The sequence below is a fragment of the Fibrisoma montanum genome, from assembly GCF_003583365.1.
Lineage (GTDB): Bacteria > Bacteroidota > Bacteroidia > Cytophagales > Spirosomataceae > Fibrisoma > Fibrisoma montanum.
In genome coordinates, this window is the sequence record NZ_QXED01000005.1 from 514,955 (window position 1) to 541,176 (window position 26,222).

General features: G+C 54.2%; 23 protein-coding genes. 7 read left to right on the forward strand and 16 right to left on the reverse strand.

Annotated elements, in window-relative coordinates:
* Positions 1 to 269: 269 nt before the first annotated feature.
* From DYU11_RS19105 to DYU11_RS19115, 3 genes are all read right to left on the reverse strand, one after another.
* The gene (locus DYU11_RS19105) at positions 270 to 989 is read right to left on the reverse strand and encodes an FRG domain-containing protein (RefSeq protein ID WP_119669301.1); all 720 of its coding nucleotides are present in this window, start codon (positions 987 to 989) and stop codon (positions 270 to 272) included.
* 403 nt (positions 990 to 1,392) lie between these two features.
* Positions 1,393 to 2,079: a hypothetical protein gene (locus DYU11_RS19110; RefSeq protein ID WP_119669302.1), complete on the reverse strand. Its 687-nt coding sequence runs from the start codon at positions 2,077 to 2,079 to the stop codon at positions 1,393 to 1,395.
* Positions 2,072 to 3,421: a B12-binding domain-containing radical SAM protein gene (locus tag DYU11_RS19115; RefSeq protein ID WP_119669303.1), complete on the reverse strand. Its 1,350-nt coding sequence runs from the start codon at positions 3,419 to 3,421 to the stop codon at positions 2,072 to 2,074. Before DYU11_RS19115 ends, DYU11_RS19110 begins: the two co-directional genes overlap by 8 nt.
* 237 nt (positions 3,422 to 3,658) lie before the next feature.
* Between DYU11_RS19115 and DYU11_RS19120 the strand changes: the two genes are divergently transcribed.
* The 4 genes from DYU11_RS19120 to argC all read left to right on the forward strand — a co-directional run bounded on the left by DYU11_RS19120 (position 3,659) and on the right by argC (position 7,893).
* Entirely contained in the window at positions 3,659 to 4,210 is a 552-nt protein-coding gene (locus DYU11_RS19120; protein ID WP_119669304.1) for a hypothetical protein, read from the forward strand.
* Between the two features lie 167 nt (positions 4,211 to 4,377).
* Positions 4,378 to 5,589 carry an argininosuccinate synthase gene (locus DYU11_RS19125; RefSeq protein WP_119669305.1) on the forward strand — a complete coding sequence of 404 codons (1,212 nt, stop codon included), beginning with the start codon at positions 4,378 to 4,380 and terminating at the stop codon, positions 5,587 to 5,589.
* On the forward strand, positions 5,570 to 6,829 hold the full coding sequence (locus DYU11_RS19130) for a glycosyltransferase family 4 protein (protein ID WP_119669306.1): 1,260 nt from the start codon (positions 5,570 to 5,572) through the stop codon (positions 6,827 to 6,829). The genes DYU11_RS19125 and DYU11_RS19130 overlap by 20 nt, the downstream gene beginning before the upstream one ends.
* 83 nt (positions 6,830 to 6,912) lie before the next feature.
* A complete protein-coding gene (gene argC, locus DYU11_RS19135) occupies positions 6,913 to 7,893 on the forward strand; it encodes an N-acetyl-gamma-glutamyl-phosphate reductase (RefSeq protein WP_119669307.1) in 981 nt (326 codons plus the stop codon).
* A 380-nt stretch (positions 7,894 to 8,273) separates the two neighbouring features.
* Here argC and DYU11_RS19140 read toward each other — a convergent pair whose 3' ends face one another.
* From DYU11_RS19140 to DYU11_RS19175, 8 genes are all read right to left on the reverse strand, one after another.
* Positions 8,274 to 9,032, reverse strand: coding sequence for a response regulator (locus tag DYU11_RS19140; RefSeq protein WP_119669308.1), 759 nt, complete (start codon positions 9,030 to 9,032; stop codon positions 8,274 to 8,276).
* 30 nt (positions 9,033 to 9,062) lie between these two features.
* Positions 9,063 to 10,979: a 7TM diverse intracellular signaling domain-containing protein gene (locus tag DYU11_RS19145; RefSeq protein ID WP_158600314.1), complete on the reverse strand. Its 1,917-nt coding sequence runs from the start codon at positions 10,977 to 10,979 to the stop codon at positions 9,063 to 9,065.
* Complete coding sequence (locus DYU11_RS19150) at positions 10,897 to 11,616, reverse strand: transmembrane-type terpene cyclase (RefSeq protein WP_119669310.1); 720 nt, start codon at positions 11,614 to 11,616, stop codon at positions 10,897 to 10,899. The genes DYU11_RS19145 and DYU11_RS19150 overlap by 83 nt, the downstream gene beginning before the upstream one ends.
* Positions 11,613 to 12,776, reverse strand: a complete 1,164-nt coding sequence (locus DYU11_RS19155) for an oxygenase MpaB family protein (RefSeq protein WP_119669311.1) — start codon at positions 12,774 to 12,776, stop codon at positions 11,613 to 11,615. Before DYU11_RS19155 ends, DYU11_RS19150 begins: the two co-directional genes overlap by 4 nt.
* A 168-nt stretch (positions 12,777 to 12,944) precedes the next feature.
* Complete coding sequence (locus tag DYU11_RS19160; protein ID WP_119669312.1) at positions 12,945 to 13,376, reverse strand: energy transducer TonB; 432 nt, start codon at positions 13,374 to 13,376, stop codon at positions 12,945 to 12,947.
* A gap of 14 nt (positions 13,377 to 13,390) precedes the next feature.
* Positions 13,391 to 14,335, reverse strand: coding sequence for an alpha/beta hydrolase family protein (locus tag DYU11_RS19165; protein WP_119669313.1), 945 nt, complete (start codon positions 14,333 to 14,335; stop codon positions 13,391 to 13,393).
* A 289-nt stretch (positions 14,336 to 14,624) separates the two neighbouring features.
* The gene (locus tag DYU11_RS19170) at positions 14,625 to 15,233 is read right to left on the reverse strand and encodes a GNAT family N-acetyltransferase (RefSeq protein WP_158600315.1); all 609 of its coding nucleotides are present in this window, start codon (positions 15,231 to 15,233) and stop codon (positions 14,625 to 14,627) included.
* A 41-nt stretch (positions 15,234 to 15,274) separates the two neighbouring features.
* Positions 15,275 to 16,564, reverse strand: coding sequence for a hypothetical protein (locus tag DYU11_RS19175; RefSeq protein WP_119669315.1), 1,290 nt, complete (start codon positions 16,562 to 16,564; stop codon positions 15,275 to 15,277).
* Positions 16,565 to 16,749: 185 nt separating this feature from the next.
* On the opposite strand from DYU11_RS19175, the gene DYU11_RS19180 reads away from it, so the two are divergent.
* Positions 16,750 to 17,733: a helix-turn-helix transcriptional regulator gene (locus DYU11_RS19180; protein WP_119669316.1), complete on the forward strand. Its 984-nt coding sequence runs from the start codon at positions 16,750 to 16,752 to the stop codon at positions 17,731 to 17,733.
* Between the two features lie 42 nt (positions 17,734 to 17,775).
* Here DYU11_RS19180 and DYU11_RS19185 read toward each other — a convergent pair whose 3' ends face one another.
* From DYU11_RS19185 to DYU11_RS19205, 5 genes are all read right to left on the reverse strand, one after another.
* Complete coding sequence (locus tag DYU11_RS19185) at positions 17,776 to 19,047, reverse strand: replication-associated recombination protein A (RefSeq protein WP_119669317.1); 1,272 nt, start codon at positions 19,045 to 19,047, stop codon at positions 17,776 to 17,778.
* Positions 19,048 to 19,184: 137 nt separating this feature from the next.
* Positions 19,185 to 19,673 carry a hypothetical protein gene (locus DYU11_RS33010; protein ID WP_147367972.1) on the reverse strand — a complete coding sequence of 163 codons (489 nt, stop codon included), beginning with the start codon at positions 19,671 to 19,673 and terminating at the stop codon, positions 19,185 to 19,187.
* A gap of 155 nt (positions 19,674 to 19,828) precedes the next feature.
* Positions 19,829 to 20,431, reverse strand: a complete 603-nt coding sequence (locus DYU11_RS19195; RefSeq protein ID WP_009281182.1) for an RNA polymerase sigma factor — start codon at positions 20,429 to 20,431, stop codon at positions 19,829 to 19,831.
* Between the two features lie 103 nt (positions 20,432 to 20,534).
* On the reverse strand, positions 20,535 to 22,244 hold the full coding sequence (gene ade, locus DYU11_RS19200; protein ID WP_119669319.1) for an adenine deaminase: 1,710 nt from the start codon (positions 22,242 to 22,244) through the stop codon (positions 20,535 to 20,537).
* A 3-nt stretch (positions 22,245 to 22,247) separates the two neighbouring features.
* The gene (locus DYU11_RS19205; RefSeq protein WP_374755994.1) at positions 22,248 to 23,498 is read right to left on the reverse strand and encodes an acyltransferase family protein; all 1,251 of its coding nucleotides are present in this window, start codon (positions 23,496 to 23,498) and stop codon (positions 22,248 to 22,250) included.
* 143 nt (positions 23,499 to 23,641) lie between these two features.
* On the opposite strand from DYU11_RS19205, the gene DYU11_RS19210 reads away from it, so the two are divergent.
* On the forward strand, positions 23,642 to 25,315 hold the full coding sequence (locus DYU11_RS19210; RefSeq protein WP_119669320.1) for a UxaA family hydrolase: 1,674 nt from the start codon (positions 23,642 to 23,644) through the stop codon (positions 25,313 to 25,315).
* Between the two features lie 114 nt (positions 25,316 to 25,429).
* Positions 25,430 to 26,203 (forward strand): SDR family NAD(P)-dependent oxidoreductase, encoded by a 774-nt coding sequence (locus DYU11_RS19215; RefSeq protein WP_119669321.1) that lies wholly within the window; start codon positions 25,430 to 25,432, stop codon positions 26,201 to 26,203.
* Positions 26,204 to 26,222 lie beyond the last annotated feature (19 nt).

Below are 26,222 nucleotides of genomic sequence, written 5' to 3' on the forward strand. Positions count from 1 at the left end.
TGAAAATACTTGGATTGCTAAAAAAGGTAACATCTTGCCAACATTAAAGGTGGCGGTACATTTTCAGTATGGGAGCCAATATTGAAGCATTGGCGAAGACAGGGAATTGATAGCTCGTCTTTCGGTGCAGATGCCGACTAGTATAAATTGTTAATTCTGAAGGTGATTGAAAAACGTCTAGCTGATGAATACTACGGATTAGCGAATAAAATGACGATTGATTTTTCGCCAGCCTTGCTTTTGCCAATGCACTGTTAGCAGTAGCCTTGTTAACCAGTTTGAGGAATCTCGCTTTGATATTTCCAATTAAGGTGAAGGCATAAACCCTCAACATCAGGATAGATTGTACGATAATTGACTCCAAGGTTTGAGAGCATCTTTAAAATATTTTTCTTGCTTTCGGCTGGTATCTCGATTTCCACAATTTTAAATCTTTCTTCTTTCCGAGCTTCTAGCTCAATAAAACGGTTTCGGCTTCTAGAAAACTTATGTGCAGTGAACCACCCAGATTGGGCTAATATCCTCTCGTTATTCAAAGTGGGTCTTAAAATTCTTGTTTTGGTATTTGAGAAAGGAGACTCAGCTTGGGTTAAATCAACTAGCATTTCTTCGTTTGCTGATAATTCATAAACGTATGAGTCTCTGTCTAGAACATACTCATTTGAACAAGCAAACCATAAAGCGACCAACGGATTACTTGCCCAATCTAAAAGCCTTGTCTTGAGTCTAAAATGTTGAGCCAATACCAACCATTGCCAATCAGAGGCCGGCGGCTTCGCCACAAGTAATGGGGAACGCCTTTTTAAATCTTCAAGCATTCTGATTTCAATTTTTGTGGTGTCAAAGTGAGGATTAACTCTCGCAATTGATGGAAGCAAGGGTTGACTATAACTTTGTCCACGGAATAAATGTATCTGATAGTTATCGTTCCGATTTTGCTCAACTTCACTCAAATAATCTAGGAAGGTATTTATTCGTTTTTTTATCATGAGAGTTTTTAATCAAGTATACTGCCAACTCATAAATATACGCACTTTTTGTGCATCAAGGTAAATGTGCTCAAAAACTGATACCGAGCGAGTAGTTTCTGGTATGAAATCAGCTTAAATAATTGGATATCAGGTAATTATATTGATTTAAGCGAGTGGTTTAAATTCAAATAATGCAAAATGCGTGTAACAATTAAAGCCTGTCGAGTGGGCTTTTGATGTTTTTGAGACCTGGTTATTCACACGTGTGCAACGGAGCGTACCTATTTAAGGTCATTGTGACCAAGTAGTTCCTGTTATGAACCTTATGTCTGAACCAGTATCAAAAAGGGGCTGATTCATCGGACTGGTTGGTAAACAGTATCTTATTCCGTGTGGCCCCGGTCAGATCCCGAACGACAGATTACGGTTCAACGTACTGCTTTTCCTTCTTCCGTTGTTCACTTCGGCGGATGATCGCTACGCAATAAACGAGCAGCAACGGCAAGGTCAGAACGGCGGAGACAACTGTTAAAGCGACCAGAACGGCATACGCCCCGTCGTGTGGGGTTGCGTTTCGCAGCCCGCCCATGATGTCGAACACGGCCCGTTGCAGATTCAGTACGGTCAGCGTACTGATGATCAGGCAGATGGGCATCAGCGTTATGGTGATAATGTAGTTCACGCCAAGCCAGGTAAACACCCTCAGAAAGTAGAACAGTAACCCCAGCCGCCAGGCAGCCACGATGGCCAGAAACCAGACATTGATCCTGTTGGCAGTAGCCAGTGGGGTAAACTGCTCGACCGGTATGGCGTAGAAAATGGCCGGAAAGGAGGTAAGGCTGATGAAGGTCAACACCGTGCCGTAGTGCCAGTTGTCTACCCGTAACGGCTTTACAATAAGCCAGATGAAAAGCGATAACAAAAAAATGTAAATGACGGAGCCTAGGCCGGTGTGTTGTAATAAACTGGCGCCTGCGTCGTCCCAATACCGGCCAATCCCGACAAGCCAGGTGCCGATCAGGCCGGCTATAAAATGCTTTCTGGTGAGGTTGAGCAATTCATCTCTCGTTATCCGAAAGGTTAGTAACCTGAGAACGGTTTCAAGCATGGGTTGAGGTTATTTTATTCGTCAGGGTTTGTTTGAATGTTCGTTTGCGTTCCGCTACCGTCTTCCTGGCGTACACACTGCCCATGAGCTCCTGAAAAGAACTCTCTAATTCGTCGACCGTAAAATTGGCGGGCGTGAAGGTCACGTCGAATAAGGTACACTTGTCCCAATACGTATCGGCCAGAAGTCTGTTTTGCTGTTTCAGCTGCCGGTACAGGGCGGTGCCGGGAAACGGTGTCAGTACGGTTAGCTGAACTTCGGACAGATGACTGGCTTTGATAAACTGCTCCGTATGCGAAAACGTCTCCTTCGTGTCCGTGTCAAAACCCAGGATAAAGCAGCCGTTTACCGAAATGCCATAGGATTGAATCTTCTCGATTGATTTCAGGTACGTATCAAACTGCCGCAACTTCCAGTTATTTCGGTCAACTCCCGTCAAACTCATGGCCTGCGCAGTTTCCAGACCGATCAGTACCTGAGCGCAGTTGGATGCCGCCAGCAATTCGAGGAGTTCATCATCCTGAGCAATGGAAATATCGGTTTCCGTAAACCATTTCATTCGATACGACGCAAACAAACGTAGCAGCTCCTTTGACCAGTTTTTATCGACGAAGGTGTTATCGTCCGCCAGTTCGATAAACGGCCGTTGCCAGACCTCGAAAATGGCGGCCAACTCGCGGTCGATCTGCGCTATGGGTTTCTTTTTGTAACTGCTGATGGTTCGGGATGCCGCACAAAACACGCAGTCCAGCGGGCAGCCCCGCGTGGTCTGTAAGGTCAGCCGGTTGTACTTGTCAATGTCCAGTAAGTCATACCGGGGCACTTTATGGCAGTCGACGCGATAGGCGTACTGCTTGTTGGTCAATGAGCTGTAGACCGGTTTTAGCCGGTTGTGCTGAAAGTCGGTTAGTAGTTCAGGCCAGATCAGTTCACCTTCACCCTGGATAACGCTGTCGGCATGAGGCATGGCTTCGTCGGGTAAGGCCGACACGTGAAGGCCACCCATCACGACCGTAATGCCCATCTGCCTGAACCGATCGGCCAGCGCATAGGTCTCGTTGATGCGGGCGGTCAGGGACGAGAACGCAATCAGGTCAGGTGCCTCGTTCAGAATATCGTCAATACTGGCTTCGGTGATGGCATCCAGTTCTTTGTACAAAATCGCCCAGTTGTCGGGCGAGTGAGCCGCAATGGTGAGCAACCCTAAACTGGGAAGGCTCGCGATGACCTTACTTCTATCAACAAAGCCCGGCAGGGTCAGGCCAAGTTGCAGGAGTTTCTGATTGTACACCCGAACCCCACTCATTGAAACAAGTACGGCCTTAAAGTCTTTTTTCAGCATTATTGTGCAGTGTCGATCCGGTATACATTGACACATGTTTTTAACATACTACTAAAGTAGCTTACACCAACAATAATTACCCGAACCGGGTGTAAAAAAGAAGTACAAAACGGTGGCATAAAAGCCCGGGTTAGTTTATGACTTGCCAGCTAACAACGAAGTAGGAGTCTGGATTACTGCCAGGCAGGCGAGTAGTGTTGCCGGGGAGTTCACTGGTTTTAGTATACTTGCGGTACTATGAGCCGCAATCCGCCCAAACGCAAAGTTGTCGTTACGCTCGATACGTATCTGAGCATCCTGGCCGTCGTATCAAGTTTCTGCGCCATTGGAATTACGTTTTATCAGGCCTATTTGCAGCGAACGCAGCAATACGCATCCGTCATTCCAATTCTGGAAAGCTACAATACCTCCCAATTGCCGGATGGTGGTAAAGGCTATGCCATTATCATTGCCAACAACGGGCTGGGTCCCGCTTTCATCGAGGACGTTTCTTTTGAATACAAAGAAAAACTCTACACTTCTGTCGGCGAAATGGAGAGAGCCATATTAAACCCGGCCAACCTGAAAGACAGCACCAGTATGACCAGTGATTTGTGGAAAGGGCGCGTAATTCCTCAGGGCGAACGGTTTGCGTTAATTCAAACATTCGATAAGCGTGTGGAGCAGTTCATCCGGAACAATTTAGAGAATGTCCAGATAAAGATCATCTACAGATCAGTGTACGGAGAAAAATGGAAACACCAGTTTCCGCCTAACGGAATAGGTGATCGAAATACAAAAGTTGAGTAGTGTAACGTCACGTGGTTCATTGATGGCGGGGCTGGTACAGCCAATCGGACAAAGCCAAACCGACAGAACCTTAAATTCAATCACGCATAATCCCGGTGAATGACCGATATTTGCCTCGCTAAAACTATACTGACGGCGGGCTGTTGGGGTCCGGCGTCCCACGTCTGATGTCTCAAAAAGTAGTTCTTGCCTTCAGCGGAGGTCTGGATACCTCCTTCTGCGTCAAATACCTGTCCGAAGATAAGGGCATGGAAGTGCACTCGGTGCTGGTCGATACGGGTGGTTTTTCAGACGAAGAACTGAAAGCCATTGAGGACCGGGCCTACTCGCTCGGGGTCAAATCCCACGCTACCATTGCCAAAACCGACGATTACTACCAGCAATGCCTGAAGTATCTGGTGTATGGGAACGTCTTGAAAAACAACACCTACCCGCTCTGCGTCAGTGCCGAGCGGATCTTCCAGGCACTGGCCGCGGCCGAATACGCCCGGAAAATCGGTGCCAGTGCCATTGCGCACGGCAGCACCGGCGCGGGCAACGACCAGGTTCGCTTCGACATGGCGTTCCGGATTATCATTCCCGAGGCCGAAATCATTACGCCCATCCGCGACCTGCGGTTGTCGCGCGAAGCCGAAATCGAATACCTCAAAAGCAAGGGCGTCGATCAGGAGTGGCACAAAGCGGCCTACTCGATCAACAAAGGGCTGTGGGGTACGTCGGTGGGCGGCAGGGAAACGCTGACGTCCGACCAGTTTCTGCCCGAATCGGCCTGGCCGACGCAGGTCACCAAAACCGAGCCGGAAACCATTACGCTGACCTTCGACCAGGGCGAACTGAAAGGCATTGCTGGCTCAACCGTTGGTGAGCAGTCGTTCGAAAACCCGGTTGATGCCATCCGGAAACTAACCGAGATCGCCGGACCGTTCGGCGTTGGCCGCGACATCCACGTGGGCGATACCATTATCGGTATTAAAGGTCGCGTGGGCTTCGAAGCCCCGGCCCCGCTGATTATCCTGAAAGCCCATCATACGCTCGAAAAACACGTCTTGACCAAGTGGCAGCTGTACTGGAAGGATCAACTGGCCAACTGGTACGGCACGATGCTCCACGAAGGGCAGTTCATCGATCCCGTGATGCGGAACATCGAAACCTTCCTGACCGACACCCAGACGCACGTATCGGGTAAGGTACACGTCCTGCTGGCGCCGTACCGCTTCCAGGTGCTCGGCATTGAGTCGCCGTATGATCTGATGTCGTCGGCCTTCGGTAGCTACGGGGAGATGAACAACGCCTGGACCGGCGACGACGTGCGGGGCTTCTCGAAGGTGATGTCGAACCAGGTGATGATCTACGAAAAAATTGCTGAACATAACCGTTGATGCCAGCCTGCTTGGGCTGGGGGTGTACCACCGGCAGGCGCGAACGGGTGTCGGGCGGGTGAACGAACAACTGGTGCACGGGCTTTGGCAGGCACCGGACGTTCGGCTGTCGCTGGCGGCACCCACCCACCTGGCCGAAACGATGCGGTACGCCCGCCAGACTTTCGGCACCGGTGGGCCGACGTTCATCAATAGAGTAGGGGAGCAGCGCTGGGCCGGGCTGGAGAATACGCTGCTGTCGCCGTTTAGGCCGGAAAGCCTGCCCTCGAAAGTGATTCGGGAGGGGTTTTTCCGAACAAAGAAAGCACTCGGCACTCATGAAGCCCGTTTCAGCGTAGGACAGATACCGCGAGGTAGTGTGTATCACTCGCCCTTCTACGCGATTCCGGTCCCGATCGGGCAGGATACCGGCATTCAGACGGTGCAGACCATACATGACCTGATTCCGGTGTTTCATCCCGAGTGGTTTCCCGACGGTGACGACAGCGTGAAGCGAATGATTGGAACCCTGCCCGCCGATGCCTGCGTTGTGACCGTATCGGAAGCGACGAAGCAGGATTTTTGCAACTATACCCGCTTTGATCCGGCGCGGGTTATACCGATCCGGCTGGCGGCTTCGAAAGACCTGTTCCACCCGGTCACAGACGACGCCCGGAAGCGGGTGGTTCGCGAGCGGCTGGGTGTAGGGGAGGAGCCGTATCTGCTGAGTCTGGCGACGCTCGAACCCCGGAAAAACATCGATCACCTGATTCGGTGCTTCGTGCAACTGGTCGAGAGCCGGGCGTTACCGAACGAGGTAAAGCTGGTGCTGGTGGGGACTAAAGGCTGGAAGTTCGACAAGATTCTGGCGGAACTGGCCCGCAACGAATCGATACGTTCGCGGCTGGTATTCACGGGTTTCGTGCCGGACGAGGACCTGGCTCCGTTGTATGCCGGGGCGCTGGCGTTTGTGTATCCGTCGTTGTACGAGGGGTTCGGTCTGCCGCCGTTGGAAGCCATGCAGTGCGGTCTGCCGGTCATTACGTCCAACGTGTCGTCCTTGCCCGAAGTCGTCGGCGACGCAGCCATTCAGGTGGCTCCGACCGATGCCGATGCGCTTTGTCAGGCCATGCTGACGGTAACCCAGTCAGCCGCGTTACGTGCCGAACTGGCTGCCAAAGCCGTTCAGCGGGCCGCGTTGTTTTCCTGGGAGAAGTTTGTGCAGGAGCACATTACTTTATATCAAACATTAACTAATTAACCGCAAAGGGCGCAATGGAAGCGCCAAGTTCGCAGTTTTGTTTTGCGCCCTTTGCGTATTCTTAGCGCCTTTGCGGTAAAAAAATGAGAATCAACGTAGGCATCATTGGCGGAGCGGGCTACACGGGTGGCGAACTGCTGCGTATTTTACTCAATCATCCTTTCGCGGACGTAGCGTTCGTGCACAGCAAAAGCCAGGCCGGCAAACCCGTGTACGCGACACATACCGACCTGCTGGGCGACACCGACCTGACCTTTTCGGGAGAGGAGCCCGCTACGCTGCTGACGCAGGAAGGACTCGATGCCATTTTCCTGTGCTCGGGTCACGGTGAGTCAGCTAAGTTTCTGGCCGAAAACGAAGTGCCCGATAACGTCGCCATCATTGACCTCAGCACCGACTTCCGCGACGAGTCCGGGGACTTTGTGTACGGTCTGCCCGAGCTGCAGCGCGACCGGATCAGGGAATCAGACCGGATTGCAAACCCCGGCTGTTTCGCTACGTCCATTCAGCTGGCTCTGTTGCCCCTGGCTGCCGCCGGCCGACTCACCGACGCCGTGCATGTCAGCGCCGTAACGGGGAGTACGGGGGCGGGTCAGGCCCTGGTGCCGACTACGGGCTTTACGTGGCGCAACAACAACCTGTCGATTTACAAAGCGTTTTCGCACCAGCACCTAAACGAAATCCGGCAGAGCCTGACCACACTGCAGCCGGATTTTGAAAAGGCGATCAATTTTGTGCCGTACCGGGGCGACTTCACGCGTGGTATCATGGCCAACGTCTACACGCCCTTTGCCGGAACCCGCGAGGAAGCCAAGGCACTGTACCGGGCGTATTACGAAGGACATCCGTTTACCCACGTGAGCGAAACGCCGGTCGATGTAAAGCAGATTGTGAACACCAACAAGTGCTTCCTGCACCTGGAGGTCCACGACGGTCAACTACTCATTACCAGCGTGATCGACAACCTGACCAAAGGGGCGTCGGGGCAGGCCGTGCAGAACATGAACCTTATTTTTGGCTTGCCCGAAGAGGCCGGCCTCCGGTTGAAACCGGTGGCGTTTTAATGCTCATCCGAATGGATGCTGCCTTGAGACAACAGAAAGCGCGGGTGGGATGACCCGCGCTTTTATTTTACCTACATAGCAAGCCGGTTTGCCTACCAACCCCCGGCTTTCACCGTCATCGGTCCCACGGGCCCGGTTGTAGCGGCTACTTTTACAGTGTCAATCAGACGAAACAGTTCGCAACAAAACAACGTACCGCTATGAAAACCTTCCTCTCTGTGTTCAACCTGGGCTTTCTGCTGGAGCTGGAAAACCATACGCTGGGTTCGGTTACCTGCTAACCGGACAACCGGCTCATGCGTATCGGCAACACTCCTGGCTAAGTCCCAATAGCGGGTGCAATACGTCTGGTTCGGTCAGGTGGCATTGAGCCGCCTGACCTATTTAAATCGGAAGCTGTTCAGAAACTCGTCTTTGTAGTTTTTGCCGAGCGGAACGATATGCGGCCCGATGGTCATTTCGTGGTCGTTGAACACATCCACGCGGCTGATATTGACCGCATACGAGCGATGCACACGGACCAGCCGTTTGTGGTTCAGTTTGTCAAGAACGGCCGTCAGCGGCAGGCGCAGCGCGTACTTCTTGGTGGTGGTGACAAACGTAGTGTAAATGTCCTCGGCTTCCAGAATCAGGATGTCGCTGAAGTGAATCTTCACGTACTGATAGCCCTGCTTGATAAACACATCATCGTCGATTTGCAGGATGGTGTCCCGCTCCGGAGCTGCGGCCGTGGTCTTGCCGGTAGGCAGGGAGCGCGTACTGAACGTATGCAGCGACATATCGATGGAAATCCGCAGGTTGAGCAGATTATACGGCTTGGTCATGTAGGCCGCCGGGTACGTTTGTTTGGCGCGGTCGAGGGTGTCCGAATCCGACAGGGCGGTCAGGTAGATGACCGGAATCGGCCGGACGTTGGTGATGCGCCGGACCGTTTCGATGCCATCGAAATCGCCTTTGATGTTGATATCGCACAGCAGTAGATCCACCGGGTTACGTTCGAACAGATCGACGGCTTTGGTGCCATTGTTGGCGATACCGACCACGTTGTACCCTTCGGCTTCCAGGCTGTCGCTGAGGGCCATTGCCAGAATAGCTTCGTCTTCAACGATCAGAATATTAACTTTTGTGTTCGACTCCATGGCAGGATGTACTAGTGATGATGTCTGAAATCAGGCCAGTGCCAGTTCGCTTTCCGGAATGTGCAGTTGAAACCGGGTGCCGTTCGTGTTGTCAATGGTAAACTCACCCCCCGTCTGCTGACTCAGGCCTTTGATCAGCCGTTTACCAAACGAACCACCCGACCGCTCCCAGTTCGATACATCGATGCCGGGGCCGTTGTCCTGTACTTCGAGCACAAGCCCGGCCTGTTTGTGGAGGTTGATGATCAGAACCGGCTTGTCGACGGCCCGGTACGCATACTTGAAGGCATTGGTCAGTAATTCGTTCAGAATCAGGCCGAGCGGAATGGCCAGGTCGATGTTCAATTCATCGAAATCACTATGGAACTGAAAATCAAACGAGCGCTCGCCGAAGCCGTAGGCGTGGATAAGGCCGGCTGTCAGTTCGCGAATATACTGACGAATATCGATAGTCGAAATCTGATCCGTCTTATATAACTGCTGGTGAATGAGGGACATAACCTCGATGCGCTGCTGCCCTTCCTGAAACGCCCGAATCGCCTGCTCGTCGGTCAGTTGGTTCGATTGCAGGCTCAGCAGGCCCGAAACGATGCTGAGGTTGTTCTTGACCCGGTGGTGCAGTTCCTTCATGACCATCTTCAACTGGTCCGACTGCTCCTGAATCCGGATTTTATCTTCGGCCAGTTCGCGGGTTCGTTCGGCTACTTTCTGCTCCAGCTGGATGTTCTGCGCAACAATGAGCCGTTCCGTTTCGTCCTTGTACGTCTTGATTTTGTAGGCAATGGCAATGGAAAACAGGATCGCATGGGCGTCGCTGCTCATCAGCAGCATGGTGTGGTTCAGCCATGAATAGGTCAGGATGCCGTAGATGTACAGCGACAGGTAAAGGATCGCGAAAATGGGAACGGAGTAGGCGATCAGGAACAGAAACGCCGGTTTATAGCCCGTGCGGTAAATCCGGGTACCCGTGTACAGCATGAAGGCCGCGGCCAGTGGGGTCGTGTTCTGGTAAAGAACCGCGATACGGCCAAAACCGAACACCGCGGCTATCAGAAAAATCAGAAAAAAGCCGAACAGCAGCCGAAATCCATACCGGATGATGGGGTCGGTCCGGGTTTTGATCCTCAGAAAATAGTAGGCAAACGCAAACGACAGCAGCGCCGTCATGATCGGGATGGCGTAGAACAGCCGGTCGTTGAGCCAGAACGGAATGTCGCGAAAGAGTTCGTAAAAGTGGCCCGAAAAAATGGCCAGTTGAAGCGTGAAGGCAAACAAATACCCGCCCAACAGCAGATAGTCGCGTTCGTGCGTTACGGCGTAAATCAAGAGCTGATACAAAACGACAGCCAGCAGAATACCGAACAGCAACCCCTCAATAACATCCGTTGGGTGCGACTCTCGAATCAGGGCGTACTGCGGATAAATACTGGCCGGCAGCGACTTCCGGTCGAACCGGTTCATTCTGAGCAGGTAAGTCTTCTGCTGCCCCGGCCGAAGCGGCAACCGCATGATGTCGCGGCTGGCGGGCAGGTATTTTTCGGCCATTACCGCCTGAAGGCCCCCTTTACCGATGGGGAACGTCCGGCCGTTAGACCATTCATAGAGCAGTACGGTAGCATAGCCGAGCGTTGGCACCACCAGGTACAGCGATTCGTCGGTCTGGTTGCGTACGGTAAACCGAAACCAGTACACATTGTTGGTGTCAACGTCGATGCGGACCTGGTGGTAGTCGAACGGCCGAAACGCCGACCAGTGCTTCCCGATCTGGTCGGCATGGACGCTGGATGTAAGCATGTCGCTATGGTCGGCCACAGCATAGATGCGCTTGGAGTCGGCAACGGTCAGCGGTTCGGCGGCCCAGGTGTCAGTTAGCCTGAACAGCAGCAGACTGATGAGGAAGCACCGGATGACGAAGTTCGGTCGCCTGCCTGTGTTGGATAAAAACATACACTGCATTCAGAATAAAAACGGCAAGGGTTAACAACTGGAGAAAATGCTTGTCGGGGTATTTGAGCCAGACAAACACGCTCATCAGTGTGTTGCTGATAAGCTGACACCAGGCCGATAAGCCTGAAAACACGCTGCCCGCCGGCCGGCTGATAATGTGCTGAATATACAGCGCCGACATCACGACCGTAATGATGTAGGCCGACGTAGCGCCCATGCTGGTGTCGTAGCCTTCCTGATAGAAGAAATAAAACACCGGAATCCAGAACAGAAACACGGATATCTTGATCCAGGCAAAATACGGCCGCACCGCGGGGTTAACGATTTGCTTGCTGCCGTAGCGCAGGAGCAGGATAAAAATGAAAATATCCATAAAGAACCAGCCGCGCAGGCCCCAGACAAACAGCCGGCCCATGTCGGTGAGCAGGACGAAGCCCCACACCAGCTCCCAGGCAAAGTTGGACGCCCCCGCCAGATACGGCATCTCGACGTACTGGTAACGGAGGCCATTGCGGATGATGATGCCGTAGGCAATGTTCCAGAATACCGTACCGACCAGCACGAGACCAATCTCAAGGGGGGTGTAGTCGCAGAGGTTAAGCCACTGATCGGGCGTATAGGTACAGGGTGGTTTCATCGGGGTTCGTTTTGTCGGCGAAGGGCCTCAGCGCCTTCGGTAAGGTAGGAGGGTATGTAGAACTGAACGTGCTTGAAGCCGTTGAACATCGTGGTGGTGTTCTGCAGGAAATCGACGGACATTTTTCCGAGCAGCCACCGCAGCACGGGTACGAGGGTTTCGGCCCGCTGACGCCCCGAAGTCAGCAGCTTGATCCGGTTGGCTACCCGGCGCTGGTTGGCCAATGGGATCTGACCAATACCCAGTACGTCGCCGACGTGGTTGCCGCAATAGTAGCGGATCAGCACGGGCACCGCCGGTTTGAGCAGTACCCCCACTTTCCGGCCCATGTCTTCGGCGAGTGCCGCGGCCAGCTGAACACCCCAGGGCGAAGCCGCCAGCTGCTGGTCGAAGATCGTGTAGCCCAATTGCAGCGCTTCGTCGTAGTTGGGGGCCATCAGCCGTTCGTCGAGGCCCAGCCAGTGACCCACTACGTTCCAGCAGTGGATGTACGCGTCTTTCTGTTCCTGACTCAGCTTATAGCCGCTCATCTCAAGGCCTTCGACGACCAGCGCGCTGAACGACAGCAGCGTACCGGCCATATCCTCCTGATTGATCGGCGCGCCGTGGTTCTGGTGATCCCAGTCGCGCTGGGTAATGAGCAGGTGCCGGATCGAGGCATGAATCAGCCGGACCTTCTGGGTTGTTATAATCCCACGCCCGCCCGGCGACAAGCCTCCCGGCTCCATCGCATAGATGACAAACTGCGCCGTTTCCATCAGCCGCCGGACCAGATTCGGTACGCCATCGCGGGCGGTGAGCAGCCCGGTTTCGTAGAGCACTTTCGAGCCGTTGGCGCAGGAATAGGCCATGGGCAGCGAGCGAAAGTTCAGCAGCATCGCGATCGTAACGGCGTTGGTGGCAAACACCCGCTGGGCCGTACGGATGGCATCCGGATTGGCCCAGGCTGGGGGCAGGGCAGTTTCTTCGAGATACTGGTCCAGTCGTTCGCCAATTGGGCCGGGTAGCAGGCTTCCCCGCAGGTCGTAATTGCGGGTCAGGGTTTGCAGCAGGCGGTTGGCTGCCTGGATGTCATGATCACGCACCAGATCAGCGATCAGGGCGTCGGCCACGGCATCCTGTTGCATTCGGAAAGCGGAGAGGTCGGTGGCAGGAAGCATTTATTAAAAAAGTAAAGGTCAGGTCGTTCGTGTGGCTATAAAGCTACCAAAAATTGCATTGGTCTGCATGAAAATGGTCGGGGACGACCAGCGCCCCCGACTGGCCCGGCTGCAGAAACGGGCCTTCTTCATGTATAGTTGGACAAGCGTACTGATTTAGTTTGTTGATTAATCAATTTTGAACGTAACCGGAAAGTCGATCCAGTGAGCAACCGTTTCACCCTGCAGCTGAGCCGGCATCCAGCGGGGCATTTTTGCAACCGCATCCAGTACCGCCTTGTCGAGCAGTTTCCCGGCCGATTGAATGATCCGTACTTTTTCAAAGGTGCCGTCGGGTTTGACCCGGAACTGCACACGAACCGTTCCTTCGACGCCCAGGCTGCGGGCTGCTTCGGGGTATTCTACCGTAACGGCCAGGTAGGCGTAGAGCGCCCTATGACCACCCGGGAAACTCGGGGCTACACTGACGGCCGGACTGTTTTCTACGTTGTAGGCCGGTAAAGCGGGTTTTTCAAAGTTGGCCTGTACCAGGGTTTGAGCAGACGCAAACGTTACCAGGGTGCTGAAGGCAGCGATCAGGAGGAAGATAGTCGGTTTCATGATGAACACTAGATTTATTGTTGGTTGATTGGTTGATACGCGTAAAAAGCAAAGTGTGGTGATGCGGAACGGGACGTTGGCTGGGGTGGGACCGGTGTGGGCAGATACGTGTCGAACCAGTCGCTAACCATGTCCCATAGAAAGCTGGCAAATCGCTTACGGAAAAAATTCAGGTGGCCGACCGGCTCGTGTTGTGTAGCGGCCGGTTCGAGCCGCCGGCGGACAATCCGGGCGTTGGACAGTTCGCCGAAAAAGCGGTCCAGTGCCTGGGTCGTGCAGATTGGATCGTCGTACGTGGTCATGGCCATTACCGGGCAGCGAATCCGTTCCGGCGTTGGCTGTAGGCCCAGCGTTTTCAGGTAAGTGTAGATGTCGGTGTATTTCCGGCGGTTGTGGATGTCGCGGACCAGCGTAGCGGGCAGGTTTTCCATCCCCAGGTGCCATTGCCGACCGGGCATATAACCAACCAGTTTCGTTACCGTCGGCATGATGACATGCCAGTTCAGGAAGGTCTGGGTGCGGGTCCACCAGTCGGGGCCCCAGTCCTTGTAGTAAGCCATCTGCGTACCGACCGTAAACATGGTGTAGAACCGGTTGTTCTTCTGCGACAGCACGGCGCAGATACCGCCCAGTGAGTGGCCAAGCAGACCAATGGGTTTGGTTGGAAACGCGCCTTCAATCCAGCCAACCACATCGTCGAAGTCGCTGGCCATGACGCTGATACCCGCTTCGAATCGGCGCGTCAGCCGTTCCGGTGCCGACTGCCCGATACCCCGGTAGTCGTAGGTCAGTACGGCAAATCCCTGCTCTTCGAGGAATGCCGCGAGATTGAAGTAAAAGTATTGCCCTACCGCACAGGCACCGCTTATAAGTAGTACTGCTTTTGGGTTGACAGGCTGGAACAGGTGTGCTGTCAGTGAGTATCTGTCCCGGGTCGGTATGGTAAATTGCACCTTCATGACTTTCAATCGTTTTATCTTGTTCAGATTGACGATTCAAAGGTGCAAAGCGGATCAATACCCGTTTTGAGGAGGTAGGTTAAGCGCCGTATTCAGTAGGTTAACGGGCGAACTGTGTAGGTGAAAAATTTAACGGTAACCAAGCGATCGGTCATGTGGCGTAACCTGCCCGACAGTTGTTTGCCAAATCAGCCTGCTTAAGGGTTGCTTCGGGCGAGTGCGGAACTTCTTTGGTATTGTATTCTGGGTTGCCTCGGCAAGGAAAACGAACCGATGAAGGAAAATCACCTCAGGTCGATAGCCGTTTCATTGTCCAGTACGTTGGCCCACCATTGGGAAGGGTACACTTACCCAATGTCTGAAAGCCGTGCTTTTCGTAAAAATGCAGGTTTTGTCTGACAAATGTTTCCAGATAGCAGGCTTGCCCGGCCCTATCAGCCTGGGTCAGGACTGGTCGTATTAAGTGGCTACCCAGGCCCTTTCCCTGCTGGTACGGATCAACCGCCAAGGCCATCAGATACCAGTGAGGTTCTGGCATCAATGCCCTGCGTTTGCTGCTCAGATGCGTTCCAAGTTGGCCAAGACGTACCACTGCACTGAATCTCAGCCGCAACGGTAAAGCTAAAAAACCCGCTCGCCATGAGTCAATGAAGCCTGCATGACGACCGGGCGCGGCCCAGATGGCAGCTCCATTACGTTCGTCAGTTGTGTACACAGTGCCCACCTGCTGCCCGATCCGGATGAAACAACTGAACATGGCAGGCAGGGTTTGTCGACGCCGGGCTTCGTCGGGCTGCGTATAAACGAAGTTTGGACCCTGCAGAAACGCACGGGCCATCGTCTCCGCCAGGGGGCGTACATCTGAATCAATCAGTCGAATAACCGGAGGTTGTTCCATAATTGAGGCACAAGTGGGTCGGGCTATTTTCAACATCAAGCTTATAGCTTGCGATATCGTCGACTGGCCAACAGTCGCTGGGGATAAACGACGGCTTGGATGAAATTGAATTCGAGCTGTTGAAACGAAATGGATTGGCCGTTCACCTGCGTCTTAAGGAAAGGCGAGTAGCGCAGATTGGTACGCAGAATGATCGACTCATAACGGACCGGCCGGATATCCCAGCCAAACACTAGCCCCGGCGTATAGCGTAATTCACGTTGATTTGTTACCGAAGCGCCTTCATCCACTTCACGGACGCTCAATTGCTCCCGCGAAAGACTTAACCCCAGGAATGGAACAAAACCGTGGTAATCCAGCAGATATTTGTAAGCCTCCAGACTTATGGACCGGCGGGCGAACTCCTGGGTTAAGCCATAAGCGGTATGGTCGGCAACAATGTAGCGATGGGCCAACCGAATATCGAAATCAGGTTTGTAGAAATAATAACCTGCCGACAGGTCGAGGAAGGCCTTGTTGCCGGGTGGATTGTTGAGGTAAGGCCGGTTACGGGTGTTGTACTCCGAACGGGGTAACGTAAAAGCCGCCGATGGTCCAACATCAAGGTGAAAGCCGCTCAGTTGCCGACGTTCCCGTAAGTACTGACCGAACGAATCTTTGTTGTCTTTTTCCAGCGGACGCGTCACATCGAGCAGAAATTTATAGGCAAGCTGCACCGTAAAAGCGGGGAAACGAACCGGCGCGCTGGTCTGGCGGGAGGTGGCGTATGTCAATTCGCGGCTGGGCAGGTACTGAACTCCCAGCTCGAACCAATGCGGCCCGGCCAGCCAGCTCAGACCACCTTCCAGCGTGATAACATCTTTGGTAAAAGTGGTTCCCGCGAGTTGTTCATTTATCCGCTGATTGTAGGCCAATGTAGCCCAGGATGCACCCACGTACGGGTTAAGCCGGTGGTAGCGTAGCTGGAGCGGATGCACTCGGGCACCGGTTGTTACATTCGTTGATACGTTATATTCTTGAACCTCAGGCACCTTTGGACCAAGCGAGGTTAGCGGAAAGGAAACGTACAGATCAACTAATCCCCAGAAGTGAGTGGCGCCAATAGTGAAGCGCGGGTGATACGTACCGGGTACCGTAAAGGGTCGTTGTTCACCCGTGGCGCTTAAATACCCGCTACGGATCGGAGGAATGTATTGACCGTCGAAGCCCAGATGCATCTGCGCGAACCGAAAGCGCGTTTTCTGGTCAACGACTTTCTGAGCGACTGTAAAGCCTGGTTGACTAACCAGCCAGGCTTCCACGAGTATGAACATCAGGAGAATCCGAATCATGACGCTAATGGTTTAGAGTGCGTTTCGCCCGTAAAATTGTCGCGTCGCTGTCGAACTCGGCTACGTCAAACGGATTCTCACCCACGCGAGACGGATTATCTGTCAGGGCTCGTTGGGCAGGCCTGCATACTCCATTTTTCCGTATATTCGTCAAGAGAAGACCAAGCTAACCTCTGGATAAGGCGATGGTAATTAAGGCGAAAGACGGGGCCGGCCGGTATATCTCTTACGAGAGCAAATACCAGGTCGAAACGGATGAGCGGGCCGGGTTAACACAAAAGCAGATTTCCGCGCTGAATGCTGGAATTCCCTGGTCAATTACGGAACTGGTAATGGAGAATGTAAAGATTACGCACGCCCTGAGTCAGACCGACCAGGACATCGTCTTGCGAACTGAACAGAATGAACCAACGGTTGATCTGTTCGTGCAGCTTAACGGGCTAAGCAATATTCGCCGATGTCACCAGGCCAATCGGCATTACCAATCCGGTCAGTGCAATCTGGTGTATACCCCGGCCTACGAGGGTGACCTGCACCTGCAAGGGCCTTCTGTTTCAACCTTTGCGGTGCAATTTTCACCCGGGTTGTTCCGGCGGTTTCTTGATGATCAGCACGGAATCGATTTTCTGGATTCGTTGGCTGAAGATATGGATAAAGAAAAAGCGCACTCACTAGCTCCTTTCAATCCATCGGCGACACCGGCCATGAAAGCGATCCTCTATGCTTTCTTAAACTGTCCGTTTGTTGGCTTGACTAAACGCTTGTTTCTCGAAGCTAAATTACTGGAATTACTGGCCTTGCAAATTGAACAGGTCAGCGCGACTCAATCGAGGCCGGCCACGGGGCTCAGAAAGGATGATGTAGATAAATTGATAACGGTCAGAAATTGGCTGGATGAACATTTTCTCCAACCCACCACCTTGTTAGAAATTGCGCGCTCGGTAGGTTTGAATGATTTCAAACTTAAAAAAGGCTTTCGCACACTGTTCAACACGACGGTGTTCGGGTACCTGACCGACTTGCGCATGAATCACGCCCGTCAACTCTTACTGGAGCGACAGCAAACCGTTGCTGAAGTTGCCGACACACTGGGCTATCAGTATGTCCATCACTTTTCACATGCTTTCCGTAAGCATTTTGGCTATCTACCGAGCGAGTTACGGGCGTAGCCGACTCTCTGCACAAGCATCATCTGTCTTGCTGGAGCCTGCTCAATACCCGTACCACTCCCCCCACCACTTCTGCAGACTCCGCCGGATTTCGGCTTCGCGGGCGTTGTGACCGGGCTCGTAGAGTTTGTGGCCTTTCAGGTCGTCGGGCAGGTAATTCTGTTGCGAAAAATTGCCGTCGTAGTCGTGGGCGTACTCGTACTCTCTGCCGTAGCCGATCTGTTTCATCAGCTTCGTGGGGGCGTTGCGCAGGTGCAGCGGTACGGGCAGGTGGGCGGTCTGTTCGGCCAGGGCGATGGCCTCGTTGATTGCTACGTAGCTGGCATTGCTTTTCGGCGATGTGGCCAGATACACTGCCACCTGCGACAGAATGATCCGGCCCTCCGGCATACCGATTACTTTGACGGCCTGAATCGCTTCCGATGCCATGATCATGGCTGTTGGGTTGGCGTTGCCGATGTCTTCCGACGCCAGAATCAGCATCCGACGGGCAATGAACACCGGATCTTCGCCCGCCACCAGCATCCGTGCCATCCAGTACAACGCTGCGTTCGGGTCGGAGCCGCGCAGGGATTTGATGAATGCCGAAATAATGTCGTAGTGCTGCTCGCCGGATTTGTCGTAGCGGGCGATGTTCTGCTGGGCAACGCTCATTACCAGGTCGTCGGTAATGACCAAAGGTTCGGCCAGTACATGGGCCGATGCCACGAGTTCCAGCAGGTTGAGGAGTTTGCGGCCATCGCCCCCGGACAACCGGAGCAGCGTATCGTATGACGCTACGGTGATCTGTTTCGATTGCAGAAACTTGTCCTGTGCAATGGCCCGGTCAACGAGCTGGATCAGTTCGTCGCGGCTCAGGGCTTCAAGGATATAAACCTGACAGCGGGAGAGCAGGGCACCGTTGACCTCAAACGACGGGTTTTCGGTGGTAGCGCCGATCAGGGTAATCTGCCCTTTTTCGACGGCACCCAGCAGGGCGTCCTGCTGGCTTTTGTTGAAGCGGTGAATTTCGTCGATGAACACCACGGGCGGAAACAGACCGGCCGGTCGGCTCAGCACCTCGCGCACTTCCTTGACACCGGCGTTGATGGCACTCAGACTGACGAACGGCCGCTTAACGGCCTCGGCCAGCAGCAGCGCCAGTGTCGTTTTGCCAACGCCCGGCGGTCCCCACAGAATCATGGACGGCAGCCTGCCCGCTTCGATTGCCCGACGCAGCGGCCCCGAGGGACCCAGCAGCTTACGTTGGCCAATGATGTCGTCGAGTGAGCGGGGGCGGACCCGTTCGGGAAGGGGCGTTGAGTTGATATCCATAGGGCGAAGTTACCCGCCTGGTGGGACTGAATCAACATCAATATTACTCCGCTAATACAAGCCATTGTGGAAGTGAAGCTGAATCAATACGTTAAAGCCAGCTTTATTGGTTAAACAGAATGGGGTGAGTTACTCATTCAGTAATTGTCCAGTCCAAGTGGTCTTGAATGAGTTAAGCTAGAACCGTATCCTCTAATTATAAAGGTCTTCTTCGGACCGGTTGGCAATCTGGTTAAAAACTTCTGAACAGAATTATCTTTAAATGTCAGTACATATCGATGTCTTATTGCCAGATCGTCAATGATCAGGTGTTCATTCTGTAAGTAAACAGCCGCATTGTTGATGTCTCGAACGAGGATGTTCTGTTGTCGCTCCCGGTCTAAAATGTATTCATAAAAATATCTATCACCCTGAAACACCTTGGCTCGAATGCTGCCATGTGGCTCCATTTTGATGGCTACCCGACCACGTATTTCCGTAGGAGGTTCGAATAAGCTGTCCGGAAAACTTGTCGGCGGTGCAGAGGCAGAAAGTTCGTCTGTATTCGATTGGCATTGCATGAACAATGTCATTGAAATCAGCCCTGTGGTCAGGAAACTAGCTCGAATGATAGCCCTGGAGTTCATACTAGTATCAGCTATATACAACCATACATAATATTAATAAATAAAAACGATATACATAGTTTATGAACGAAAAATTTAGTTTTTGGATACATGATAAAAAGAAGCCCGGCCGTTTGTACGGCCGGGAAACTAGTAATGATTCAAGGGCTTAGGAATTACAATGACACGTTTTCGGGCGTAACGTAACGCTTAAGGTTACTCATGGCCCCAAAAATTAAATTGTAAACCGATTGAATGTTTATTTGCATCAACGCCGAAATTTCTTCGTTGCTCATGTTCTGAAAATACCGCAGGTGAACGGCTTCGCGCTGCCGGCGCGGTAGTTTCTCAAGCGCCTGGTGCAGACAATCGTTCATGAACGAGTCTTCTTCGTGCGAGATCAGCATGTGTTCATGCGATGGGTCACTGCCAAGGAGCGTATCACCCATCCGACGGCCGTTGGCCACTACATCATCCTGACTAACCAGCTTTTGCTCAGCCGTTAAGTGTCGAACCAGCTTGCGCTTGATGGATGCCATCAGGTAAAACCGAACGGAAGTAGTCGGGCCGATGGTTTGCCGATGCCGCCATAGCTCAACAAACAGATCGTGGATGCAATCCTTGATCAGGGCTTTGTCCGTCGCAAAATGCGCGCAATAGTGGTAAAGAACTTGAACGTAGTGCTGGTAGAGTTGAGCGAAGGCGTTTTCATCGCCACTGCGAAACTGATTCCAGAGGGTTTCATCATCCGGACCGTGTTGAGAACGATTGCGGGGCATATTTGTAGCGGGTAAGAGGTTCAGGACAGGTTGGCGTCTGTAAACTTATTGATAAAAAATAGAATTTAAAAATGGATATTAAAATTTTTTTAAAAAATGCCCCTTACGCCAAATAAAGAGGGGTGAAGGTGAAGGTTTTGCCATCGAATAAACCTTTATCGCTAAGTTTTAGCGTAGGAATTACCAGAAGAGCCATAAACGATAACGTCATAAACGGAGCGGCCAGTGAACTGCCCAGCTCCTGCTTTGCAAACCGATCGAGGGCTTCGTACTGGGCCGCTATGTCGAAACCATCGGCGTCGGTCATCAGGCCGGCCACGGGCAGGGGAAGCACCTGGGTTTCGGGCGTAGTGGTCAGGCGCAGAAACGCCCGGCGGCTCATGCGTTCATGATCGTGGTCATGGGACGCTGCTTCGGCTACGGCTGCCAGCCCCCCCCGCGCTTCGATAATCAGGTTAACGGCCTGGGCAATGCTCTCGTCGTCACAGCCCACGGCGGTGATGTTGTGCGAGTCGTGCCCCACCGAGGAGGCCAGCGCCCCGTGCTTCAGGCCGAAGTTTTTGATAAAGGCAACCGCTGGGGGGGCATCTGCATACCGGTTCACCACAACCAGCTTCAGGATGTCGCCTTCAACGTCGGGTACCAGTTGACCGTTTTCAACCTTCGGTGCCAGATGCAGTTCGTTCGTAATGAGTTGCCCGTCCAGGGCTTCGATCACCCGGATTAGTCCGAGCGGGTCTGAGCCGTCCTGAGCGGGCACCGCAAAATCGGCTGCCTGTTTGGGCGGGCAGTCGAACCGATTGACGTGTTCGCTGCTCAGACTTTCGATCAGCGACCGCCCGTTAACGGCAACTGCCTGGCCATTGATCACCGTCTGCTCGATGTCAAACGTCGTGAGGTTCGTCACGACGATGTAATCGGCCGGGTCGCCTTCCCGCAGCAAACCGACCGGCAGCCGGTAGTGCAGTACCGGGTTCAGACAGGCTGCCTGCAATACGTGCCAGAGCGTGTGGCCGTGCTGCAGCGCCCGCACGACGAGCTGGTTGATGTGTCCGGATACCAGCGTGTCCGGGTGTTTATCGTCCGAGCAGAACATAACCTGCTTGGGAAATTCGGCCAGCAACGGGATCAACGCGTCGAAGTTGCGGGCCGCGCTGCCTTCCCGAATGAGGATGTTCATGCCCCGCTGGGCTTTGTCGAGCCCTTCTTCGTACGTAAAGCACTCATGGTCCGTGTAGATGCCGGCGTCTATGTACCGCTGTGCATCATCGCCCCGCAAACCGGGGGCATGCCCATCGACGGGTTTATTGAACGCCCGGGCCAGGGCCAGTTTGGCCATAACCTCGGGGTCGCTGTTCAGCACACCCGGGAAATTCATCATCTCGGCCAGGTAACCGATCTCCTTCAGGCCGAGGAGGTAACGAACATCGGACACGCTGATGGTGGCCCCGGCCGTTTCGAACGGGGTGGCCGGTACGCAGGACGGTGCCCCGAAGGAAAACTTGAACGGCACCCGTTTGCCTTCCTGAATCATGTATTCGACACCCGCTACGCCCAGTACATTGCCGATCTCGTGGGGGTCCGACACCGTTGCAACGGTGCCATGAACGACGGCCAGCCGGGCAAACTGCGGAGGGGTCAGCAACGAACTTTCGATGTGAACGTGGGCGTCGACGAAGCCCGGCAATACGTAGGGATGGCCCGGGCTTTCGGGGCCGAGCCGTTCAATCTGGGCAATGCGGCCATTCTCGACCGTAAGGGTGCCATAAAAAATGGTCTGGTCGAACAGGTTCAGGATATTGGCAGTCAGCATACGTTAGATCCGAATGAAAAGTCTTCGGCGATACATCCACAACAGAATCAGATAGAACACGCCCAGGGTCGCGGCTCCGGTCAGGAGGGGTTCGTAGGCGGGGCCAAGCACCTGAAATGGACCGTGGCCAAGATGAATATGAAAGGAGTTGATGATAAACTGGTCGATGAGGTGCACGAGGCAGTAGATGGCGATGGAGTTCATGCCGATAACGGTCAGGAAAAACGCCCAGCGTCGTTTGCCCGCTACGTCGATGAGGCCGTAAAAAAGCGCCATGAGCCAGCAGCACCAGCCTCCGCTGAACAGCACCCAGGCCGGTGTCCAGATCCGCTTCACGATGGGGCAGAGACCCGTTACGTCCAGCAGCAGGCCCAGCGCCAGACCTACGGCCCCAGCGATCAGGAACCGACGAAGCAGGGCCCTTGCCGGAAGGCCTGCCCGCAGCCATTGACCGGCCAGCAGGCCCAGCAGCATGGTGCCGAGCGTGGGAATGAAACTTAACGTAGCATAGCCGCCACCGTTAAACAGAAATGACTTTTCGCGCGGAAACAGGTTGAGAAACCAGCGGTCGAACGCCCAGGCCGCATTGCTGTTTTTGTTAAAATGAGCGGCAAGGCCGGTATAATGCTCTGGCCAGTCGGGGGGGACACCCACGGCTTCGTAGGCAAAATTGGGGCCGGGAGCCGGATACAGCACGAACAGCAGCCAGTAGCCGACCAGGATACCGGCCAGGGCTATCCATTGCGTTCGGGGGCGGGTGGTGCCGAGCAGAAACAGAAACGGATAACCCAGACCAATCTGCGTCAGGGTGTCCTCGAAGGTGAAATAGGTTTGCTCCCGGTGCGTGGAACGCAGAAAAATACCGAGCAGAATCAAAATCAGGGATCGGCGCAGGGCATGACTGAATTGCGTTTGCAGGGATTGCCCGCGCCCCAGCCGACTGGCGAGGGAGTAGGGGAGTGCTACGCCGACCAGAAACGAAAACGAGGGCTGGATCAGATCGTGGAGCGAACAGCCGGCCCATTCGACGTGGCTCTGGTGGTAAGCCAGCAACCCCCAGAGCACACTGCTGGGAAACGCTTCGTGGAGCCGGTGAAACTGCAGGAGTTCGGCCGCCATCAGCAGCATGACAAAGCCCCGGTACGCATCCATCGACATCAGACGGTCGCCGGTCAGGCCGCCCGACAGGGAACTGTCCCGGGGGGCGGTGACGGTTGCGGGGCGATCCGACAGACCGGAATTGGAGACAGACATAGGGTTGAGAAGGGCTGAAGGATGGAATCGAAGCCCAAAGTTGAGATTGGTATAGAAATTAGCAAGGAATTGCCGTAAAGTTTTTTTGAACAGGGGTATATTTCGAGTGTAGAAGCCTCTTTACGGAAAAAACAGTATCAAGTATGCCCGCCCGAGTGCTCAAAGTACATCCCGCCGATAACGTAATCGTCGCCCTTCGCGATTTGCCGGCTGGGGAGCAGATTGCCTTCGATGATCAGACCTATACATTACCGCATCCCGTGGGTGCGAAGCATAAATTCGTGACGGAAGAGCGGCAGCCCGGCGATCCGATTACCATGTACGGCGTACTGGTCGGCAAGGCCACCCGGCCTATCCATACCGGCGAACCAATCACCACGTTTAACCTCAAACACGACGCCGATCGCTACGGCCTGGACCGGAAGCAGTCGTATAGCTGGCAGCCGCCCGACGTTGCGCGCTGGCAGGGACGTACGTTCATGGGCTACCACCGCGCCGATGGCCGGGTCGGTACGCGTAACTACTGGCTCGTGATTCCGCTGGTGTTCTGCGAAAACCGCAACATCCTGATCCTTAAAGATGCGTTTGAGCGCGAACTGGGGTATGCGCAGCCGGAGATGTATCGGGAGCAGGTGCGCGAACTCCTGCATCTGTACCAGGCGGGCGAACTCGACAAGGTAAAGAAAATGCAGCCGTTCGTAGACCCGTCGCAGTTGCACACCCTGAACTACAACCAGCCGGTGGTGGCACGGCCCTTCGCCAACGTAGACGGCATCAAGTTCATCACGCACGAGATGGGCTGTGGCGGCACGCGCCAGGATTCGGCGGCTTTGTGTTCGCTGCTGGCTGGTTTTATCAATAACCCGAACGTAGCGGGGGCTACCGTGCTGAGTCTGGGTTGCCAGCATTTGCAGGGCAGCATGCTCGAAAAGGAAATCCGCCGGCAGAGTCCGAAATTTGACAAGCCGGTGCTGATCTACGAACAGCAGGCCGGTACTGAGTTCGCGATGCTGTCGCAGGCGGTCAAGGAAACTTTTCTGGGGCTGGTTCAGGTCAACAGGCAGGAGCGTCGGCCGGCACCCCTCAGCCAGCTTACGGTTGGCCTGAAATGTGGCGGGTCTGACGGCTTCTCAGGCATCTCGGCCAATCCGGCCATCGGTCATCTGTCGGATCTGATCGTTGGTCTGGGCGGCAAAACCGTACTGGCCGAGTTTCCCGAACTCAACGGCGTGGAGCAGGAACTGATCAACCGCACCACCGACGAGGCCAAAGCACAGAAATTCATCGACTTGATGCAGACGTACTCAGCCCAGGCGGAAGCCGTTGGGTCGGGATTTGATATGAACCCGTCGCCGGGCAACATCAAAGACGGCCTGATCACCGACGCCATCAAATCGGCCGGAGCGGCCAAGAAAGGTGGTACGGCCCCCGTTGCCGACGTACTGGATTACACCGAGCCGGTGCAGACGCCCGGCCTGAATCTGCTCTGTACGCCCGGCAACGACGTGGAGGCCACCACCGGTATGGCCGGCTCGGGGGCCAACGTAATTCTGTTTACTACGGGTCTGGGCACACCCACCGGCAACCCGGTATGCCCCGTTGTGAAGATCTCGACCAATACAGCTCTGAAAACCAGGATGCCTGATGTGATCGACTTCGACAGCGGCCCCATCATCGACGGGCAGCAAAGTATTGACGAAAACGCCGAGGCTCTGCTGGAGTACGTCATCCAGCTGGCATCCGGCGAAATAACCACCAAAGCCGAGCAACTCGGTCAGGACGATTTCATCCCCTGGAAGCGGGGGGTATCGTTATAAAAAGGAGGAAGGGGAGGAGAGGAAGACAGGAGAAAAGGACACGTTGCTCGCAGGTATCCTTTTCCCGTTTTTCCTCTCCTCCTTTCCTCCCTTCTTCCTTTTCTCCTTTCATTTATGTTCTCACTACACAACAAAACGGCCCTCATTACCGGTGGAGCCAGTGGTATTGGGCTGGCGATTACGCAAACCTTTGCGCAGGCCGGGGCAACGGTTCATATTCTTGAAGTCAACGCCGATCAGGCGCAGCAGGTGGCCGAACAGATCGTGGCCGAAGGGGGGAAGGCCCAGGCTCACGCGGTCGACGTATCGAATCAGGCCCAGGTGCTCGAAACCGTAGACCGGATTGTGGCCAAGGGGCCCATTCATATTCTGGTCAACAACGCCGGTATTGCGCACGTCGGTACGGTCGAAACGACCAGCGAAGCCGATTTTGAGCGAATCTTCCGGGTCAACGTCAAGGGAGTTTACAACTGCCTGTACGCGGTCATTCCGCAGTTTAAAGCCAACGGGGGCGGGGTGGTGCTCAACATGGCATCAGTGGCGGCCACCATCGGGCTTCCCGACCGCTTTGCCTATTCCATGAGCAAAGGGGCCGTGCTGACGATGACGCTGCAGGTCGCTAAAGATTACCTCCGGCACAACATCCGCTGCAACTGCATCTCGCCGGCGCGGGTGCACACCCCCTTTGTCGACGGCTTTATTGCCAAAAATTACCCCGGCCAGGAGGCTGAAATGTTTGACAAACTGTCGAAAACGCAGCCCATCGGCCGCATGGCCAAACCGGCGGAGATTGGCGCCCTGGCCCTCTACCTCTGCTCCGACGAAGCCGGCTTTATCACCGGCTGCGACTACCCCATCGATGGCGGGTTCACGCGGCTAAACAATTGACAGCCACCCATGCCCTGAC

Coding starts and splice junctions, on each gene's coding strand:
- DYU11_RS19170 (WP_158600315.1), bottom strand. CDS start 15,233: ATGGAACAACCTCCGGTTATTCGACTGATTGATTCAGATGTACGCCCC.
- DYU11_RS19140 (WP_119669308.1), bottom strand. CDS start 9,032: ATGGAGTCGAACACAAAAGTTAATATTCTGATCGTTGAAGACGAAGCT.
- DYU11_RS19115 (WP_119669303.1), bottom strand. CDS start 3,421: ATGCTGAAAAAAGACTTTAAGGCCGTACTTGTTTCAATGAGTGGGGTT.
- DYU11_RS19165 (WP_119669313.1), bottom strand. CDS start 14,335: ATGAAGGTGCAATTTACCATACCGACCCGGGACAGATACTCACTGACA.
- DYU11_RS19105 (WP_119669301.1), bottom strand. CDS start 989: ATGATAAAAAAACGAATAAATACCTTCCTAGATTATTTGAGTGAAGTT.
- DYU11_RS19180 (WP_119669316.1), top strand. CDS start 16,750: ATGGTAATTAAGGCGAAAGACGGGGCCGGCCGGTATATCTCTTACGAG.
- DYU11_RS19205 (WP_374755994.1), bottom strand. CDS start 23,498: ATGTCTGTCTCCAATTCCGGTCTGTCGGATCGCCCCGCAACCGTCACC.
- ade (WP_119669319.1), bottom strand. CDS start 22,244: ATGCTGACTGCCAATATCCTGAACCTGTTCGACCAGACCATTTTTTAT.
- DYU11_RS19120 (WP_119669304.1), top strand. CDS start 3,659: ATGAGCCGCAATCCGCCCAAACGCAAAGTTGTCGTTACGCTCGATACG.
- DYU11_RS19210 (WP_119669320.1), top strand. CDS start 23,642: ATGCCCGCCCGAGTGCTCAAAGTACATCCCGCCGATAACGTAATCGTC.
- DYU11_RS19145 (WP_158600314.1), bottom strand. CDS start 10,979: ATGTTTTTATCCAACACAGGCAGGCGACCGAACTTCGTCATCCGGTGC.
- DYU11_RS33010 (WP_147367972.1), bottom strand. CDS start 19,673: ATGAACTCCAGGGCTATCATTCGAGCTAGTTTCCTGACCACAGGGCTG.
- DYU11_RS19160 (WP_119669312.1), bottom strand. CDS start 13,376: ATGAAACCGACTATCTTCCTCCTGATCGCTGCCTTCAGCACCCTGGTA.
- DYU11_RS19185 (WP_119669317.1), bottom strand. CDS start 19,047: ATGGATATCAACTCAACGCCCCTTCCCGAACGGGTCCGCCCCCGCTCA.
- DYU11_RS19150 (WP_119669310.1), bottom strand. CDS start 11,616: ATGAAACCACCCTGTACCTATACGCCCGATCAGTGGCTTAACCTCTGC.
- DYU11_RS19195 (WP_009281182.1), bottom strand. CDS start 20,431: ATGCCCCGCAATCGTTCTCAACACGGTCCGGATGATGAAACCCTCTGG.
- DYU11_RS19155 (WP_119669311.1), bottom strand. CDS start 12,776: ATGCTTCCTGCCACCGACCTCTCCGCTTTCCGAATGCAACAGGATGCC.
- DYU11_RS19175 (WP_119669315.1), bottom strand. CDS start 16,564: ATGATTCGGATTCTCCTGATGTTCATACTCGTGGAAGCCTGGCTGGTT.
- DYU11_RS19215 (WP_119669321.1), top strand. CDS start 25,430: ATGTTCTCACTACACAACAAAACGGCCCTCATTACCGGTGGAGCCAGT.
- argC (WP_119669307.1), top strand. CDS start 6,913: ATGAGAATCAACGTAGGCATCATTGGCGGAGCGGGCTACACGGGTGGC.
- DYU11_RS19125 (WP_119669305.1), top strand. CDS start 4,378: ATGTCTCAAAAAGTAGTTCTTGCCTTCAGCGGAGGTCTGGATACCTCC.
- DYU11_RS19110 (WP_119669302.1), bottom strand. CDS start 2,079: ATGCTTGAAACCGTTCTCAGGTTACTAACCTTTCGGATAACGAGAGAT.